Raw genomic sequence first — 15343 nt, 5'->3', positions numbered from 1 at the left:
GGCACGCCCCGCCCCACACAGGCCCACTCCGGCCCACTACGACCCGCCCCGACCCACACGGCAGGCGCGGCGGGCAGCGATGGCACGATGACGCGGTGACCCACGCACGACAGCACCACATCCAGGTCGTCGCCCACCGCGGCGCGTCCGAGGACGCCCCCGAGCACACCCTGGCCGCCTACAAGAAGGCGGTCGAGGACGGCGCGGACGCCCTCGAATGCGACGTACGGCTCACCGCTGACGGGCATCTGGTGTGCGTCCACGACCGCCGTGTGAACCGCACCTCCAACGGCCGCGGCGCCGTCTCCGCCCTGGAACTCGCCGATCTGGCCGCCCTCGACTTCGGCTCCTGGAAGAACGGCGGCGCCGGGGGCACGGCCGGGGGCGTGTCCGGCGGCACGGCCGGAGGCCTCGACGAGGAAGGGCTCGACTGGGACGTGGCGCCGGACCCGGCGGACACATCGGTCCTCACCCTGGAGCGACTTCTGGAACTCGTGGCCGAGAACAACGCCTCCGGCCGCCGGGTGCAACTGGCCGTCGAGACCAAGCACCCCACCCGCTGGGCCGGTCAGGTCGAGGAGCGGCTGCTGCACCTGCTCAAGCGTTTCGACCTCGACGCGCCGCCCGCCGACGGCCCCTCGCCCATCCGCGTCATGAGCTTCTCGGCGCGCTCCCTCCAGCGCGTGCGAGCCGCGTCGCCGACCCTGCCGACGGTCTATCTGATGCAGTTCGTCTCGCCCCGCCACCGCGAAGGACGACTGCCCCGCGGGGTACGGATCGCGGGCCCGAGCGTCCGGATCCTGCGCAACCATCCCGGGTACGTGGCCAAGCTCAAACGCGCCGGGCACCAGGTCCATGTGTGGACCGTGAACGAGCCCGAGGACGTCGAGCTCTGCGCCCGGCTCGGAGTCGACGCGATCATCACCAACCGCCCCAAGCAGGTGCTCTCCCAACTGGGCCGCGACTAGACCCCGTCACGGGGAGTGCACCGGCGCGTTCGCTGCGTGTTCGACCGTGTCGAGTGCGTCACCATCCCGGCGTTGGCCGGTTTCCGGTCCAGGCCATTGGGGCATCCACACCGTGGCGTGGGGCAAAGGAGGTCTCGGGGGTGGCGTTTGTGGTGGCACGGGAGGTGCCCGCGTCGTCGAGCATGGCCGTACCCCATGGTCCTGCGGGCGTGGGGGAAGCAAGACACCGGATGCGTGATCAGTTGCGCGTCAGCGGGGTGTCGGAGACGGTCATCGACGATGCCGTACTGATCCTGTCCGAGCTTCTCAGCAACGCCTGTCGGCATGGCAGGCCGCTGGGCCAGGGGTTCCATGAAGACGACGGCGACAGCGACGGAGACGTACGTGCGGCGTGGCGCGTCGACAATACGGGGCGGCTCACGGTCGAGGTGACGGACGGCGGCGGACCGACCCGCCCGGCCCCCGCCACCCCGTCGGTGACGGCGCACGGCGGCCGCGGACTGAACATCATCACCGCTCTCGCCGAGAACTGGGGGGTCCGCGACGACATCCACGGTGAGGTCACCGTCTGGGCTCTCGTGCGGTCCGGGCACCGCCACGAGGATTTCGCTACGCGCGTCGCGGCACCGGCCGCCGCCGCGGCGACGAGGTCCGAGCTGGCCTACGCCGACCCGTTCGACGACGGGGACTGACGACGGAACCGGCGACGGAACGACGGGGGCTTCGGGCGGGCGGAGAGTGCTACGCCTGGCGGCGCGGCGCCCACCAGTCCTTCGGTACGAGGTGCGGCGCCCCGGCGGCCCGGTGCCGCCCCGGCCCCCCGGCACGAGACGTACTGGTCCCAAGACATGACACGTACCGGCCCAACGGCATGACCCGTACCGGGCCGAATGCGGGACGGACAGCAGCCGGGGGCACCACACCGGCCGGTCCCGCCGCGGGAGGGCACAAGAGCCGCCGGTACGACGGCCGCCGATCCCGCGGCGCGCTTCGCACCGGACCCGCGAGCCGACCCGCGGCGGTCCCGTGACGGGACACACCCGGGTCCGCCGGCACGACCCGCACCGGTCCCGCACCGCCACGACCGCCCCCTCGCCGGTGCGCACGGACGCTCAGTCCGGTCCGCGGCGAACGGCTAGGCTCGCGCCCGTACGCAAGCGAGCCGTAACCGGGAGACACCCACGATGGCCAAGAAGCGCCCGCAGACCAAGGGCAACCAGGGCAACAAGGGCAAGCAGTCGCAGCTCAAGGACCACGAGGTCCCGGTGGTCGGCGCCCGGGAACCCTGCCCCTGCGGTTCGGGCCGCCGCTACAAGGCCTGTCACGGCCGGTCCGCCGCGCACGCGGTGACCGAGCTGGTGCAGCGCCCGTTCGAAGGTCTGCCCGGCGAGTGCGACTGGGTGGCCCTGCGCGAGCTGGTGCCCGCCGCGACCGTCGAGCTCACGCTGAAGGAGGCGCTGCCCGACGGCGTGCCCTCGGTGACCCTGGCGACCGTCCTTCCGATGGCCTGGCCCGCGCTGCGCCGCGACGACGGCTCGGTCCTGCTCGGCCTGCAGAACGAAACCTCCTCCGGCGACATCAGCCGCGACCTCGCCGACACCCTGCAGCGTGCCCTCGCCACCGAGCCGGGCAAGCCGGTCCCCGGCCGCCGCGCGCCCGCCGACGGGCCGCGGATGCAGGACCTGATCGACGAGAAGAGCGCGTTCGAGCCGGTCGTGCACTCCGGGTTCGAGTTCTGGGTGCCGGACGCGGAGAACACGACGCCGGAGGTGTCCGCCTCCCTGGAGCGTGCGAACGCCGCCGCCATCCCGACCGTCAAGCTGTCCGGCGTGGACGCCGCGTACTGGTGCGAGACGCCGGAGAAGAACCACCTGCGGTGGGTCATGCCGCACCCCGAGGAGCAGCTCCTCGACGCGCTCGCACGGCTGCACGCGGCCGGTACGTCGAGCCTCGGTGACGGCACCCGACTGGTCGGCTCCTTCCGTGCGCACGGCCTGACCGTGCCGGTGTGGGACCTGCCGAGCGGCGTGGGCGCCGCCGACGTCGAGGGACCCGCCGCCGAGTTCGCCGGGCGCCTGGCCACGGCGCTCGCGGCCACCGAGCCGCTGACGCCGGAGGAGCGCAGGGCCCGCGGCGGCCTCACCAACCGCCAGGTCACCCTGAGCTGAGGGCCGAGACACCGGCAGTTGACCGCGGGGTGCCCGGACGCCGACCGGCCGGGCGCCCTCAGCCGACCGCCGGGTGGCGTAGGCGCGACCGCCGGGGTGGCGTAGGCGCGACCGCCGGGCTGCGTGGACGCCACCCGTCCGGACCCGCGCGGCCGTCTGCCGGGGCACTTTCAGACGTCTGTCGGGACCCGCTCAGCGGCCGGTCCGTGCGCACCCGGCTGCGGGGCTTGGGACAGGTGGACCGCCCCGTCGGCTGCGACTCCTCACTGACCCACCAGTCAGTCGGATCGGAATGCGTGACTCCTGTCACAACTCCCGTTGGAAGCAGGTAAATCCCTGTCCGGATAACTGAGATCGAATTTGCCAAGCGCCGATCTCTTGTTACCGTTCTGGTAGCCCGGTTGCTGGTGCATCCCCCGTCGCCAGCAACCGGGCGTTTCTGTGCCCTGCGAACGGTCGCATGCTCAACTGCCCGTGGATGCGGCCGAGTTGCTGCCCGACCTCAGCAGCAGGGCGTCGCTGTGCTCCGCCGCGAACTCCGCCACCGCCGAGTACCGCGCCCCGGCGCCCGCCGTGCGCTCCCGGGGTGTGTCGCAGGCCGTCGGCTCGTCCTCCGCGCCCACCGGGCAGTGCATCCGCAGCGTGCGCCCCGCGGGCCCCATGAGGCTGAGAACGGCCTTGATCGACTCGCCGGTGGCGTTGCGGTAGTACGTGCGCGCCCAGGTCTCGCCGGCCTGGGTCAGGACACAGGTCTGGGCTTCGACGCCTTTCGGCGAGGAGAGTTCCGGGCCGCAGCGCGCGGTGGTCTCGGCCGGGGGCGGCACGTCGCCCGGGGCAGGGGGTGCATCGGTGGCCGGGGCAACGGGTGCATCGGTGGCCGGGGCAGCGGCGCGCGCGGGCCGCTCGGGCGACTTGGCGTCGTCGCGGAGTACAGGTTGTTCGGGGGTCTTGGCGTCCTGCCTGAGCACGGGCCCCGCGGACGCCCCGGCGAGCGGCAGCAGCACCGCCACGGCCACGACGCCCAGGAGCGCGAGCAGGCGGGGGTTCACTGCCGGGCGGGGGTGCATGGGCCGAAGATAACGACCGGGGAGACCCGGCCCGTCCACCCCGCGCCCAATACCCCTACAACTCGGGTGCGCTCACACCCGTACGAGTGAGCGCGTCGACGACCGCGTCGACGACGGCCTGGACGTCGGGCACCCAGGGACTCGCGGAGCCCGGGGCCGGAGCACGCTCCCAGCGCACCTGTCCCTGGCCGGTCTCCGACGGCGGCAGGGCGACGTACCCGCCGTCGCCGTGGAACCGCAGCGAGCCCGGGACCCAGTCCTTGGCGTACAGGAGCGCGCCCAACTGCTCCATCGAGTACGGCGCGACGAGGATGAAGACACGGGCCTGGGTGGCGACGACGGGGCCGAGTCGGACGCCTGCCTTGTCGAGCGCGGCCAGGGCGCGCGCGCCGGCCACCGCGGGCAGGCTCACGGCGCACGGGGCGCGTCCGCCGGTGGCCAGGAGCACCGGTGCGCCGGGCCGGTTGGTCCACCACCAGCGCACCAGGCGCTCGTCGGTGGTCGCGGCGAGCAGGCCCGGGTCGAGCGGGTGGGCGCCGGGGAAGGCGCAGTCGGGGTCGGGACAGGCGCAGCGCGCGGTGGTGCCGCGCAGTGCGGACGCACCGGTGCCCTTGGCTGCCTTTCTGGCGGCTGCCTTTCTGGCGGCCTTACCGGTCCTGCCGCGTGTGTCGCCCTGCCGGTCCGTGCGCGCGCCGAGGGTGTCGAGGGTGTCGAGACCCCGCCTGACCTGGTCGTCCGTACCGACACCCGGCAGCACGGGCCAGCGCCATGCTGTCGCGAAGGTCAGCGCCGCGAGCAGAGCAGGACTCTGGTCAGGCTTCCTACCGACTCGCCAGGACAGGAGCCTGCGTCGCCTTCCGAGGATCTCGCGCATGAGCGCTCGTTCCTTTCCGTTACACGCAGAGGGACACTTCGGGCCACATCACACCATGAGTGGATCTCTATCGCCGTGCGTACGAGGTGCGCGTACTAGGTGCATGCAAGTGCGTACAGGTGCGTACAGGTGCGTACAAGCTGGCGCATCACACCCCAGCCTGCGGCATGGGGCTCCCCTATGGGCCGAGCGTTAACGTGGCGAGGGGTGGCGGCGCCTGGCGTTTGCCGTCCCGCGCATTTCATGCCGCCCGTGCCACGGGAGGATGGGGCACGGTCGCCGTGGGTTTAGACGCTCGACTCAGCCACCAGGTTCCGGGCACCGTACAACTGCCCCTGGCCATCACCGAGTACGTACCCCACGCGACCGCTGTGACGCTCCTTCGAACAATGTCAGTCGACCGCAATATGCCGTTCGCTGCAACAGTTTTCAGACAAGTTCTTAAGATCGCTTCCAGTTCACGGAATTCACCCGCGCTCCCCTGGACACCACGAATCCCCGCAGGACAATGCTGGACATCCCTGCTCCCCTGCGTGTAGATGTGGAGACATTGCCAGCGGCGCAGAATGACAGGGGGTTTGCGATGCTATCGAGCAATACGCGCTGGTCGGAAAGCCGTCAGCCATGAACGCCCCGCATCCTCCGAAAGTGGCCGGAATCGATTCCACTGTTCCCTCGCCCGCCCACACTGCCTCGCCCGCCCCAACCGCCCAGGGCGCGCCGGGGGCACTGATCCAGGACCGTCTGGCCGGCTGGGTCTCGGACCTCACCACGCTGCACGAACTCGCCGAACGCCTGTCCCGAACGGCCACCCTCGACGAGGCGCTCAAGGAACTGCTGCGCGCCGGGGCCGCGCTGGTCGGCGCCCGCCGCGGCCTCGTCGTCCTGGAGCCCACCGACGGCCGCGGCCCCGACACGACGGTCGGACTCGGCCTCACCCGCGCCGACCTCGGCCATCTGGAGACGGTGCCGCGCACCGCCACGTCGTTCGGCCGACTGCTCGACGCCACCGCCGCGTACGCCCCCGGCGCGGCCGACGCAGCGAGCACCCTGAACGCGGTGGACACCACCGGCATGGCCACCAACGGCACCCCCGCGCCCCGGCCGCCCGTCACCGAGATCGTGCAGCCCGACCTCTTCGCCGACGACACCCTCGACCCCCGCCACCGCGAGGTCGCCGTCCGCCTCGGATACGCCGCGAGCTACGCGCTGCCGCTGGTCACCGACGCGGCGGGGCGGGTCGGCGCGGTGGTCTGGCTGTACGACGAACCCGCCGAGCCCGCCGAGCGCCGACGGCGTGTGGTCGGCCGCTACGTCCAGTACGCGACCGAGCACCTGGCGCGCCTGGTGGAGCTGGACCGCGCCCGCTCGACCACCGCGACCCTGCGCGAGGAACTGCTGCCCCCGCGGCTTCCGCGCGTGGCCGGCGTGCAGCTCGCCGCCCGGCACCACGCGGGACCGCGCGGCGGCGGCGACTGGTTCGACGCGCTGCCGCTGCCCGAGGCGGCGCTCGGCCTCGCGGTCGGCTCCGTCACCGGGTCCGGGCCGAGCGCGGTCGCCGCGATGGGGCGACTGCGGGCGTCGCTGCGGGCGTACGCGGTGATGGAGGGCGAGGACCCGGTCGCCGTCCTGTCCGACCTGGAGCTGCTGCTCCGCCTGACGGAACCCGCGCGCTCGGCGACGGCACTCTTCGCGTACTGCGAACCCGCGCTGCGCAAGATCGTGCTCGCCGGGGCCGGGCACAGCCCGCCGCTGATCATCGGCGAGCGGCGCACGGAGTTCGTGGAGACCTCCCTGTCGGCGCCGCTCGGCATGCTCGCCTGCTGGGAGGCGCCCTCCGTGCAGCTCAACCCGGAGCCTGGAGAAACGGTGCTGCTCTATACGGACGGGCTCCTTCACCGCACCGGTGACGCGATGGACCGCGCCTTCGCCCGCCTGCACGCGGCGGCGGTCGGCGTTCCGAAGGCGGCCCGCGAGGACCCCGGCGCGATCGCCGACCACGTCCTGCGCACGATGCTGCCGGAGGGTCCGGACGCCCCGAACAGCGTGCACGGCGCGGACAGCGAGGAGGATGTGGTGCTTCTCGCGGTGCGCTTCGAGTAAGAACTCGCGGTGCGCTCCGAGTGAGAACTCGCTGTGCGCTTCGGGTAAGAACTCGCGGCGCGCTTCGAGTAAGGAACCGGGTACTCCGCGTAAGCCTGCTGTAACGGGTCTTCCGGCCCTGGGCCCCCTTCCGTACGACCGTACGATGGAGGGGCTCCAGTGACGTACACAGCCGTGAAAACAGGAGGCAGACCGTGTCGGACGCCCTCAACCCGGAGACCCCGGAAGAGCTGGTGGAGACCGAAGAAGAGCCGATCAAGCAGCGCAAGAACGGCCTCTACCCCGATGTCTCCGACGAGCTCGCCGAGAACATGAAGTCCGGGTGGGCCGACACCGAGCTGTACGACCTGCGGCCCGTCCCGCAGGCCGCCGAGACCGCCGCCCGGCGCGCCGCGCTCTCCGCACGCTTCCCCGGTGAGCGTCTCGTCGTGCCCGCGGGCAACCTGAAGACCCGCTCCAACGACACGGAGTACGCCTTCCGCGCCTCCGTCGAGTACGCCTACCTCACCGGCAACCAGACGGAGGACGGCGTCCTCGTCCTGGAGCCCACGGCCGACGGCCACGAGGCGACCATCTATCTGCTGCCGCGCTCCAACCGCGAGAACGGCGAGTTCTGGCTGGACGGCCAGGGCGAGCTGTGGGTCGGCCGCCGCCACTCCCTCACCGAGGCCGAGAAGCTGTACGGCATCCCCGCCTCCGACGTCCGCGAGCTCGCGGGCGCGCTGCGCGAGGGCACAGGACCGGTCCGTGTCGTGCGCGGGTACGACGCCGGGATCGAGGCGGCCCTGACCGACAAGGTCACCGCCGAGCGCGACGAGGAGCTGCGCGTCTTCCTCTCCGAGGCCCGCCTGGTCAAGGACGAGTTCGAGGTCGGCGAGCTGCAGAAGGCCGTGGACTCCACGGTGCGCGGCTTCGAGGACGTGGTGAAGGTCCTCGACAAGGCGGAGGCCACCAGCGAGCGCTACATCGAGGGCACGTTCTTCCTGCGCGCCCGCGTCGAGGGCAACGACATCGGCTACGGCTCGATCTGCGCCGCGGGCCCGCACGCCACCACCCTGCACTGGGTGCGCAACGACGGCGCCGTCCGCTCCGGCGAGCTGCTCCTGCTCGACGCGGGCGTCGAGACGCACACGTACTACACGGCGGACATCACCCGCACCCTGCCGATCAACGGCCGCTTCAACGAGCTGCAGAAAAAGATCTACGACGCCGTGTACGAGGCCCAGGAGGCCGGGATCGCGGCGGTCAAGCCGGGCGGCAAGTTCCGTGACTTCCACGACGCCTCGCAGCGCGTGCTCGCCGAGAAGCTCGTCGAGTGGGGTCTGGTCGAGGGCCCGGTCGAGCGGGTCGTCGAGCTGGGGCTCCAGCGCCGCTGGACGCTGCACGGCACCGGTCACATGCTCGGCATGGACGTCCACGACTGCGCCGCCGCCCGCCGCGAGTCGTACGCCGACGGCACCCTGGAGCCGGGCATGTGCCTGACCGTCGAGCCGGGTCTGTACTTCCAGGCGGACGACCTGACCGTGCCGGAGGAGTACCGCGGGATCGGTGTGCGCATCGAGGACGACATCCTCGTCACCGAGGACGGCAACCGAAACCTCTCGGCCGCGTTGCCTCGCCGGTCCGACGAGGTCGAGGCGTGGATGGCCGCGCTGAAGGCTTGACCGCGGCGGCACCCGGGTGTGCCGTCTTGTCGGCCTACGGCCTCATCCTCGAAACAGCCGGACGGGCTGGATGGTTTCAGCCCGTCCGGCGTTTGAGGACGAGGCCGAAGGCCGATTCTTGAACCCCGGCAGGGAACGGGCCGCAGACGGCCAGGCCGGGAGGGGGCGCCGGGGTCAGCCCCGGCGCTCATCCGTCCCGGCAACCTTCGCCGTGGCGAGGGCGATCCGGTTCCACGTATTGATCGCGAGGATCAGAGCGAGGACCCGCGCCAGCTCCTCCTCCTCGAACTGCGCCGCGGCCTCCGCGTACGCGGAGTCCGGCACCCCCGCGTCCGCGACGCGGGTCACCGCGTCCGTCAGGACGAGCGCGGCCTGCTCCTTGGCGGTGAAGAAGTTCCGGGCCTCGCGCCAGACGGCCACCATGTGCAGCCGGTCCTCGCTCTCGCCCGCCTTGCGCGCGTCGTTGGTGTGCATGTGCAGGCAGTACGCGCAGCCGTTGAGGTGCGAGGCGCGGATCTGGATCAGCTCGACCAGGGCCGGGTCGAGGCCCTCGCGTGCGGCGGCGTCCAGGCCGATGACGGCCTTGAAGACCTTCGGGGCGGTCCTGGCGAAGTCGATGCGGGCGACGGGGCCGGTGGCCGCGGTGTCCATCGTGTTGTTCGTGTTGTTAGTGGTGTTCATGTCGTTCGTGGTGTTCGTGTTGTTCGTGTTGTTAGTGGTGTTCATGTCGTTCGTGGTGTTCGTGTTGTTCGTGTTGTTCGTCATGACCATGAATCTACGACCCGGAAAGACCGCGGGTAGGGTGCATTCTCATGGCGGAATCGTGGGTCAATTCGGCGGAGCGCATCGGCAGTGACCTGCACCTGGACCTCTCCGGCGGCGGCAGCCGCAGAGCCGCGGTCATCCGCGCCCTGCGCGCGGCGGTCCAGGACGGCAGGCTCACCCCCGGCACCCGGCTCCCCCCGTACCGCTCCCTCGCCGCCGACCTCGGCGTCGCCCGCAACACCGTCGCCGACGCCTACGCCGAACTCGTCGCCGAGGGCTGGCTGACCGCCAGGCAGGGCTCAGGCACCCGGGTCGCCGAACGGGCCGCCCCACCGCCCGGCGTGCGCGTGCCCAAGCGCTCCGCCGCGGCCGCGCGCCCCGCGCACAACCTCGTCCAGGGCCAGCCGGACACCGGCTCCTTCCCCCGCACCGCCTGGCTCGCCGCCGCCCGGCGCGCCCTCACCGCCGCGCCCAACGAGGCCTTCGGGCCCGGCGATCCGCAGGGGCGCATCGAGCTGCGCCGGGCGCTCGCCGGGTATCTGGCGCGGGCGCGCGGGGTGCGTACCACCCCGGAGCGGATCGTGGTGTGCTCCGGCTTCGCGCACGCGCTGCGGCTGCTGTTCGGCGGGCCTGGCGGTGGCGCGAGCGGCGGGGTGCTGCGCGGGCCCGTCGCCGTGGAGGCGTACGGACTCGGCTTCCACCGCTCGCTGCTCGACGCCGCGAAGGCGCGGACCCTGCCACTGCCCCTCGACGAACACGGTGCTCGCGTCGAGGAGTTGGCGGACCTGTCGGGACCCGTACGGGCACTGCTCCTGACGCCCGCGCACCAGTTCCCGACCGGCGGACCGCTGCACCCCGGGCGCCGCAGCGCCGCCGTCGACTGGGCCCGCACCCGCGGCGGCCTGATCCTGGAGGACGACTACGACGGTGAGTTCCGCTACGACCGCGAACCCGTCGGCGCGGTCCAGGGCCTCGACCCCGAACGCGTCGTCTACATCGGCTCGGTGAGCAAGAGCCTGTCGCCCGCCGTGCGGCTCGGCTGGATGGTCCTTCCGGAGCATCTGGCCGACGCCGCCGTCACCGCCAAGGGCGAGCGGGAGGCGTGGGCGAGCGTCCCCGACCAGCTCACCCTCGCCGACCTGATCGACTCCGGCCACTACGACCGGCACGTCCGCCGTATGCGGCAGCGCTACCGGCGCCGTCGCGACCACCTCGTCGCCGCCCTCGCCGAGAGCGCCCCGCACATCACCGTCACCGGCATCGCGGCAGGTCTGCACGCCGTGCTGCGGCTGCCGCCCGGCACGGAGGCGTCCGCCGTGAAGGCCGCCGCGTGGCAGGGGGTCGGCGTGGAGGGCCTGGCCGACTACCGGCACCCCGCCGCGCCGAACCGGGCACCGGACGGCCTGGTCGTCGGGTACGCGACACCGCCCGAGCACGCGTACGCGGCGGCGGTCGAGGCCCTGTGCCGGGTGCTGCCGCCGCCCTCGGGCGGGCCGGAAGCGTGACGGGGCGGCGCCGGGAGCGAGCCGGGGCCGTCACACCGGGTCGGCGGCGCTCCGCCCGTCGTACGCCTCCCGTGCCGCCGCGATGACCGGGCGGTGCGCGATCGACCAGTCCGCGAGGGCCTTCAACAGGTGGGTGCATGAGGACAGATCAAGCCCGTCCGGCGTTTGAGGACGAGCCAGGCCGAAGGCCGCGACAACCCCCCGCAGAACCCCCCGCACCCCCAACCGCCAAAGCCTCACGCAGTGACAAGCGGCGCGTCCTCACGCCACTTGAGGACCTTGTCGAAACTGATCACCGCGCCGCCGCGCCCAGGCTTGTTGCCGTAGTCCACGTGGTCGGCGAGCTCCCGGATGAGACACAGGCCACGCCCGCTCTCGGACGTCTCTGAAGGCAGGGTGAGCGCGGGGGCGGGAGCGGGAGCGGGGCGCCGGGTGCGGCGCCGCCCCCGGCGCCCGGCGGACACGTGCACGCGGCTCGGCGGGAACCCGGGGCCGGAGTCGGCGACCTCGATGCGGCACTTCTCGCCGTCGAGATACGCCGTGACCCGGTAGGCGCCGCCGGGCGCGTCGGGAGTCGCGGCCCCACCGTGCTCCACGGCGTTGGCACAGGCCTCGGTGAGCGCCAGCGACAAGTCGTAGGAGTCGTCGGGGTGCACCCCCGCGCTCTCCATCGTGCCCATCAGCAGGCGCCGGGCGAGCGGGACGCTCGCAGCTTCGCGCCGCAAATGGAGTGACCACCAGATGCTCATGCTCCAGCCTCCTGGCTGCGGCTCGACATACCGATACGTATTGCCGCGCGCACCCGCGAATAAGCGCCCTCTTGACGTGATGCCGCCCATACGGCGGACGCGGTGGCAACCCCGCCCGGTGTAGTCGAGTACCCGTTCTGCGCGGAGGAAGCCTGTCGACCTGCCGTAGGCGCGGGGGGAGCCTGGTGCGATGATGGCCCGGCCATGACTGCCCCCCACCAGCGCCACGCGCGCACCGGAGCCGACCTCCGGCTGCTGCGGGCCGGAGTCGACCTCCGGCTGCTGCGGGCCGCGACGTTCGCCGCGGTCTGCGTCGCGCTGTCCGCCGGGGGCCATGTGCTCGCCTCGTGTGCCGCCGTACCGCTGTGGACGCTGGCCGTGGCCTTCCTCGCGGTCCTCGCCTTCGCCGTGCCCCTCGCCGGGCGCGAGCGGACGCTGCCGGGGATCGCGGCCGCGCTCGCCGCGGGCCAGCTCGCGCTGCACGCCCTGTTCGGCCTCGGCCAGCAGCACGGCACAGCGATGGCCGCGGCCTCCGCGGGCGGCGGCCAGGACACCGGTTCGCTCGTCGAGCGTGCCGCCCGCATCGTGTGCGGTGCGGGCGGCGCGACCATCACCCCCCTCCAGGCCCGGCAGATCTTGGAGGGCGCGGGGCTCGGCCCGGCGGGCGGCGCGCACGCGGCGCACGCCCACGCCGGGGCCACGGCGGCTCCCCCGCAGCCGATGGGGCCTTCGATGGGGCCTTCGATGGAGACCGGCACCGCGGCCGCCCTGCTGCCGTCCCTGCCGATGCTGCTCGCGCACCTCCTCGCGGCGCTCGCCGCGGGCTGGCTGCTGCGCCGCGGCGACCTCGCGCTCACCCGCCTGGTGCGGCTCTCCGCCCAGGGGGCGTACGGAGTCACCGAGGCGGCGCTCATGCGGTCCCTGCGGGCCGCCCTCGCGCTGGTACGAGTCCTGCGCGCCGGGCTCACCGGCGCACCCACGGCAGGCCCGGTGCGGGCCGCCCACACCCTCGTACCGCCGCGGCCCAGGACCGCAGCGCTCGAGGACACGGTGATCCGGCGGGGCCCGCCCGCACCCGCCGCACTCACTCTCGCCGCCTGACGCGGACTGCTCCTCCCGTACGACCCGGAGGGGTGCCGCGTCGCGCATCCACACGCGCCCGCGTGGCCGTAAGGCCCGCCGCCGCGTCCCCTTCCGAACACCACAGTGCGTACGGCCGTATTCACCGTTCATCACGGACACGACCCCGTGCCCGCCTGCTGAAACTGGAGCACTCCGCCATGAAGTCCCTGACCCGCGTCTCCGTCGTCGCCGGCACCGCCGCCTCCGCCGTCCTGCTGCTCTCCGCCGTCCCGGCGTTCGCGCACGTGAGCGTCACCGCCGAGGGCGTGGCCGCCAAGGGCGGCTACGCGACCGTCAACTTCAAGGTCCCCAACGAGCGCGACGACGCCTCGACGACCAAGCTCGAGGTCACCTTCCCCGCCGACCAGCCGCTCGCCTCGGTGATGACCCAGCCCGTGCCGGGCTGGAAGGCGAAGGTCACCAAGACCAAGCTGAAGAAGCCGATCGAGATCCACGGCGAGAAGATCGACGAGGCCGTCTCCAAGGTCACCTGGACCGCCGACGGCAAGGGCATCGAGCCGGGCACCTTCCAGAAGTTCCCGCTGTCCGTCGGCCAGCTCCCCGAGGACGCCGACCAGATGGTCTTCAAGGCCCTCCAGACGTACAGCAACAAGGAAGTCGTCCGCTGGATCGAGCCGCAGCAGAAGGGCGCGAAGGAGCCGGACTTCCCGGCGCCCGCCCTCGCGCTGAGCGCCGCCGGCGACCACCACGGCGGCGGTGCCGCGTCCGACGACGACGCCAAGGCCACCGGAGTGAAGGACGGCGAGGAGACCGCCTCCTCGAAGGCGTCCGACAGCGACAGCAGCGACACCACCGCCCGGACCCTCGGCATCGTCGGCATCGTCGTCGGCGCCGCGGGCGTGGCCTTCGGGGTGCTCGCGGGACGTCGCCGCGCCAATAGCTGAGCCGCCCGCGGGACGCGCCGCGGGCCCCGGCCCCGGCGCGTCCCGGCCCCCTCACATCTGGGACATTTTCGTATGCGCAAGTTGAGCAAATTGAGCAAGTCGAGCAAGTCGAGCAAGCAGACCACGAAGACGCTCACCGCCGCCGCGTTCCTCGCCGCGGCCGCCCTCACCCTGACGGCGTGCGGTTCGGGCGACGGCAAGAAGGACCAGCCGGTCGCCGACGTGTCGATGGAGTCCGAGACGAAGCGGGCGGCGACCGTCCTCGACAAGCCGTTCAAGAAGCCGGACCTGGTCCTGAAGGACACCCAAGGCAAGAAGTACGACCTGCGCGAGCAGACCAAGGGCAAGCCGGTGCTCCTCTACTACGGCTACACCAACTGCCCCGACGTCTGTCCGCTGACGATGAGCAACATCGCGGTCGCCAAGAAGAGCCTGCTGCAGAAGATGACCGTCACGAAGGCGGAGCTCGACAAGCTCCAGGTCGTCTTCGTCACCACCGACCCGAAGCGGGACACCGCCAAGGAACTCGGCAAGTGGCTGAAGGCCCAGGACCCCGAGTTCATCGGCCTGACCGGTGACTTCCCGACCATCCAGGGCAGCGCCCGCACCGTCGGCATCAGCATCGAGCCGTCCAAGAAGCTCAAGAACGGCAAGATCGAGTCGATGCACGGCACACAGGTCATCGCCTTCTCGCCGAAGTCCGACACCGGCTACGTCGTCTACAACGGCAAGGACGCGACGGCCAAGGACTACGAGCAGGACCTCCCCAAGATCATCGAGGGACAGAACCCGTGAACCACCGCACCACCCGCCGTCGCCGTCTCCTTGGCGGCGGCGCCCTCGCGCTGACCGCGGTCCTCGTCCTCGCTGGTTGCGGCGACGACTCCGGCTCCTCCGACTCCGGCTCGGCCTCCGCCTCCTCCAATGCCGCGAAGAAGCCCGAACTTGCCGTCAGCGGCGCCTACATCCCCGCCCCCGCCATGGACGACATGGCCGGTGGCTTCTTCAAAATCACCAACAAGGGTGCGGCCGACAAGCTCGTCTCGGCCTCCAGCCCGCTCGCGGGCAGCGTCACCCTGCACGCCACCGTCGGCTCCACGATGAAGGAGCGGAAGTCCTTCGACGTGCCCGCGAACGGCGAGCTCGACTTCGCCCGCGGCGGCAACCACATCATGCTCGAAAGGCTGAAGCACAAGCCGAAGCAGGGCGACAAGGTCGAGGTCACCCTCCGCTTCGAGAAGTCGAAGCCGATCACCGTCACGATGGCGGTGCGGGCCGCGACGTACAACCCGGACGCGGGCGCCGAGCACGACTCCGGCGCCACGGCGAAGCACCCCTCCGGCGCCGCGGAGAAGCACGACTCCGGCAACACCAAGACCCACTCCACCACCGACAAGCACGCGGCGGCCGACGAGCCGACCGACATGCACGCGTCGCACTGAGGGGACTGAAG

At 72.2% G+C, this 15343-nt stretch carries 14 protein-coding genes; 10 read left to right on the top strand and 4 right to left on the bottom strand.

The window, feature by feature from the left end; all coding sequences use genetic code 11:
- Window positions 1-95 precede the first annotated feature (95 nt).
- The 3 genes from IG78_RS0104125 to IG78_RS0104115 all read left to right on the top strand — a co-directional run bounded on the left by IG78_RS0104125 (window position 96) and on the right by IG78_RS0104115 (window position 3136).
- Window positions 96-968, top strand: coding sequence for a glycerophosphodiester phosphodiesterase (locus tag IG78_RS0104125; RefSeq protein ID WP_030559798.1), 873 nt, complete (start codon window positions 96-98; stop codon window positions 966-968).
- A gap of 53 nt (window positions 969-1021) precedes the next feature.
- Window positions 1022-1660 carry an ATP-binding protein gene (locus IG78_RS0104120; RefSeq protein WP_078964793.1) on the top strand — a complete coding sequence of 213 codons (639 nt, stop codon included), beginning with the start codon at window positions 1022-1024 and terminating at the stop codon, window positions 1658-1660.
- 492 nt (window positions 1661-2152) lie between these two features.
- Window positions 2153-3136, top strand: a complete 984-nt coding sequence (locus IG78_RS0104115) for a DUF5926 family protein (protein WP_030559795.1) — start codon at window positions 2153-2155, stop codon at window positions 3134-3136.
- Between the two features lie 464 nt (window positions 3137-3600).
- Here IG78_RS0104115 and IG78_RS0104110 read toward each other — a convergent pair whose 3' ends face one another.
- Together IG78_RS0104110 and IG78_RS0104105 are read right to left on the bottom strand one after the other, a co-directional pair.
- Complete coding sequence (locus tag IG78_RS0104110) at window positions 3601-4203, bottom strand: hypothetical protein (RefSeq protein WP_078964792.1); 603 nt, start codon at window positions 4201-4203, stop codon at window positions 3601-3603.
- A gap of 55 nt (window positions 4204-4258) precedes the next feature.
- A complete protein-coding gene (locus IG78_RS0104105; protein ID WP_030559793.1) occupies window positions 4259-5077 on the bottom strand; it encodes a bifunctional DNA primase/polymerase in 819 nt (272 codons plus the stop codon).
- A gap of 624 nt (window positions 5078-5701) precedes the next feature.
- Between IG78_RS0104105 and IG78_RS0104100 the strand changes: the two genes are divergently transcribed.
- Both IG78_RS0104100 and IG78_RS0104095 read left to right on the top strand, forming a co-directional pair.
- Window positions 5702-7180, top strand: a complete 1479-nt coding sequence (locus tag IG78_RS0104100; RefSeq protein ID WP_037685045.1) for a PP2C family protein-serine/threonine phosphatase — start codon at window positions 5702-5704, stop codon at window positions 7178-7180.
- Window positions 7181-7374: 194 nt separating this feature from the next.
- Window positions 7375-8844, top strand: a complete 1470-nt coding sequence (locus IG78_RS0104095; protein WP_030559791.1) for an aminopeptidase P family protein — start codon at window positions 7375-7377, stop codon at window positions 8842-8844.
- A 174-nt stretch (window positions 8845-9018) separates the two neighbouring features.
- Here the strand turns inward: IG78_RS0104095 and IG78_RS0104090 are convergent, their stop codons facing one another.
- Entirely contained in the window at window positions 9019-9525 is a 507-nt protein-coding gene (locus IG78_RS0104090) for a carboxymuconolactone decarboxylase family protein (protein WP_030559790.1), read from the bottom strand.
- A 131-nt stretch (window positions 9526-9656) separates the two neighbouring features.
- Here IG78_RS0104090 and pdxR point away from each other — a divergent pair, with 131 nt between their 5' ends.
- Window positions 9657-11114, top strand: a complete 1458-nt coding sequence (pdxR, locus tag IG78_RS0104085; RefSeq protein WP_030559789.1) for a MocR-like pyridoxine biosynthesis transcription factor PdxR — start codon at window positions 9657-9659, stop codon at window positions 11112-11114.
- A gap of 236 nt (window positions 11115-11350) precedes the next feature.
- On the opposite strand, the gene IG78_RS0104075 is transcribed toward pdxR, so the two are convergent.
- Window positions 11351-11863: an ATP-binding protein gene (locus IG78_RS0104075; RefSeq protein WP_030559786.1), complete on the bottom strand. Its 513-nt coding sequence runs from the start codon at window positions 11861-11863 to the stop codon at window positions 11351-11353.
- A 204-nt stretch (window positions 11864-12067) separates the two neighbouring features.
- On the opposite strand from IG78_RS0104075, the gene IG78_RS0104070 reads away from it, so the two are divergent.
- From IG78_RS0104070 to IG78_RS0104055, 4 genes are all read left to right on the top strand, one after another.
- Window positions 12068-12964, top strand: a complete 897-nt coding sequence (locus tag IG78_RS0104070) for a hypothetical protein (RefSeq protein ID WP_030559785.1) — start codon at window positions 12068-12070, stop codon at window positions 12962-12964.
- A gap of 179 nt (window positions 12965-13143) precedes the next feature.
- Window positions 13144-13890 (top strand): YcnI family copper-binding membrane protein, encoded by a 747-nt coding sequence (locus IG78_RS0104065; protein WP_030559784.1) that lies wholly within the window; start codon window positions 13144-13146, stop codon window positions 13888-13890.
- 90 nt (window positions 13891-13980) lie between these two features.
- Entirely contained in the window at window positions 13981-14685 is a 705-nt protein-coding gene (locus tag IG78_RS0104060; RefSeq protein ID WP_051852341.1) for an SCO family protein, read from the top strand.
- Window positions 14682-15332 carry a copper chaperone PCu(A)C gene (locus IG78_RS0104055; protein ID WP_051852340.1) on the top strand — a complete coding sequence of 217 codons (651 nt, stop codon included), beginning with the start codon at window positions 14682-14684 and terminating at the stop codon, window positions 15330-15332. The genes IG78_RS0104060 and IG78_RS0104055 overlap by 4 nt, the downstream gene beginning before the upstream one ends.
- Window positions 15333-15343 lie beyond the last annotated feature (11 nt).

Origin of the sequence: Streptomyces aureocirculatus (assembly GCF_000720475.1) — a bacterium.
GTDB classification, from domain to species: domain Bacteria; phylum Actinomycetota; class Actinomycetes; order Streptomycetales; family Streptomycetaceae; genus Streptomyces; species Streptomyces aureocirculatus.
The sequence above is the reverse complement of the archived record's forward strand: the minus strand, read 5'-3'. Positions and strand labels throughout refer to the sequence as shown.

Coding starts and splice junctions, on each gene's coding strand:
- pdxR (WP_030559789.1), top strand. CDS start 9,657: ATGGCGGAATCGTGGGTCAATTCGGCGGAGCGCATCGGCAGTGACCTG.
- IG78_RS0104070 (WP_030559785.1), top strand. CDS start 12,068: ATGACTGCCCCCCACCAGCGCCACGCGCGCACCGGAGCCGACCTCCGG.
- IG78_RS0104065 (WP_030559784.1), top strand. CDS start 13,144: ATGAAGTCCCTGACCCGCGTCTCCGTCGTCGCCGGCACCGCCGCCTCC.
- IG78_RS0104110 (WP_078964792.1), bottom strand. CDS start 4,203: ATGCACCCCCGCCCGGCAGTGAACCCCCGCCTGCTCGCGCTCCTGGGC.
- IG78_RS0104105 (WP_030559793.1), bottom strand. CDS start 5,077: ATGCGCGAGATCCTCGGAAGGCGACGCAGGCTCCTGTCCTGGCGAGTC.
- IG78_RS0104075 (WP_030559786.1), bottom strand. CDS start 11,863: ATGAGCATCTGGTGGTCACTCCATTTGCGGCGCGAAGCTGCGAGCGTC.
- IG78_RS0104090 (WP_030559790.1), bottom strand. CDS start 9,525: ATGAACACCACTAACAACACGAACAACACGATGGACACCGCGGCCACC.
- IG78_RS0104115 (WP_030559795.1), top strand. CDS start 2,153: ATGGCCAAGAAGCGCCCGCAGACCAAGGGCAACCAGGGCAACAAGGGC.
- IG78_RS0104100 (WP_037685045.1), top strand. CDS start 5,702: ATGAACGCCCCGCATCCTCCGAAAGTGGCCGGAATCGATTCCACTGTT.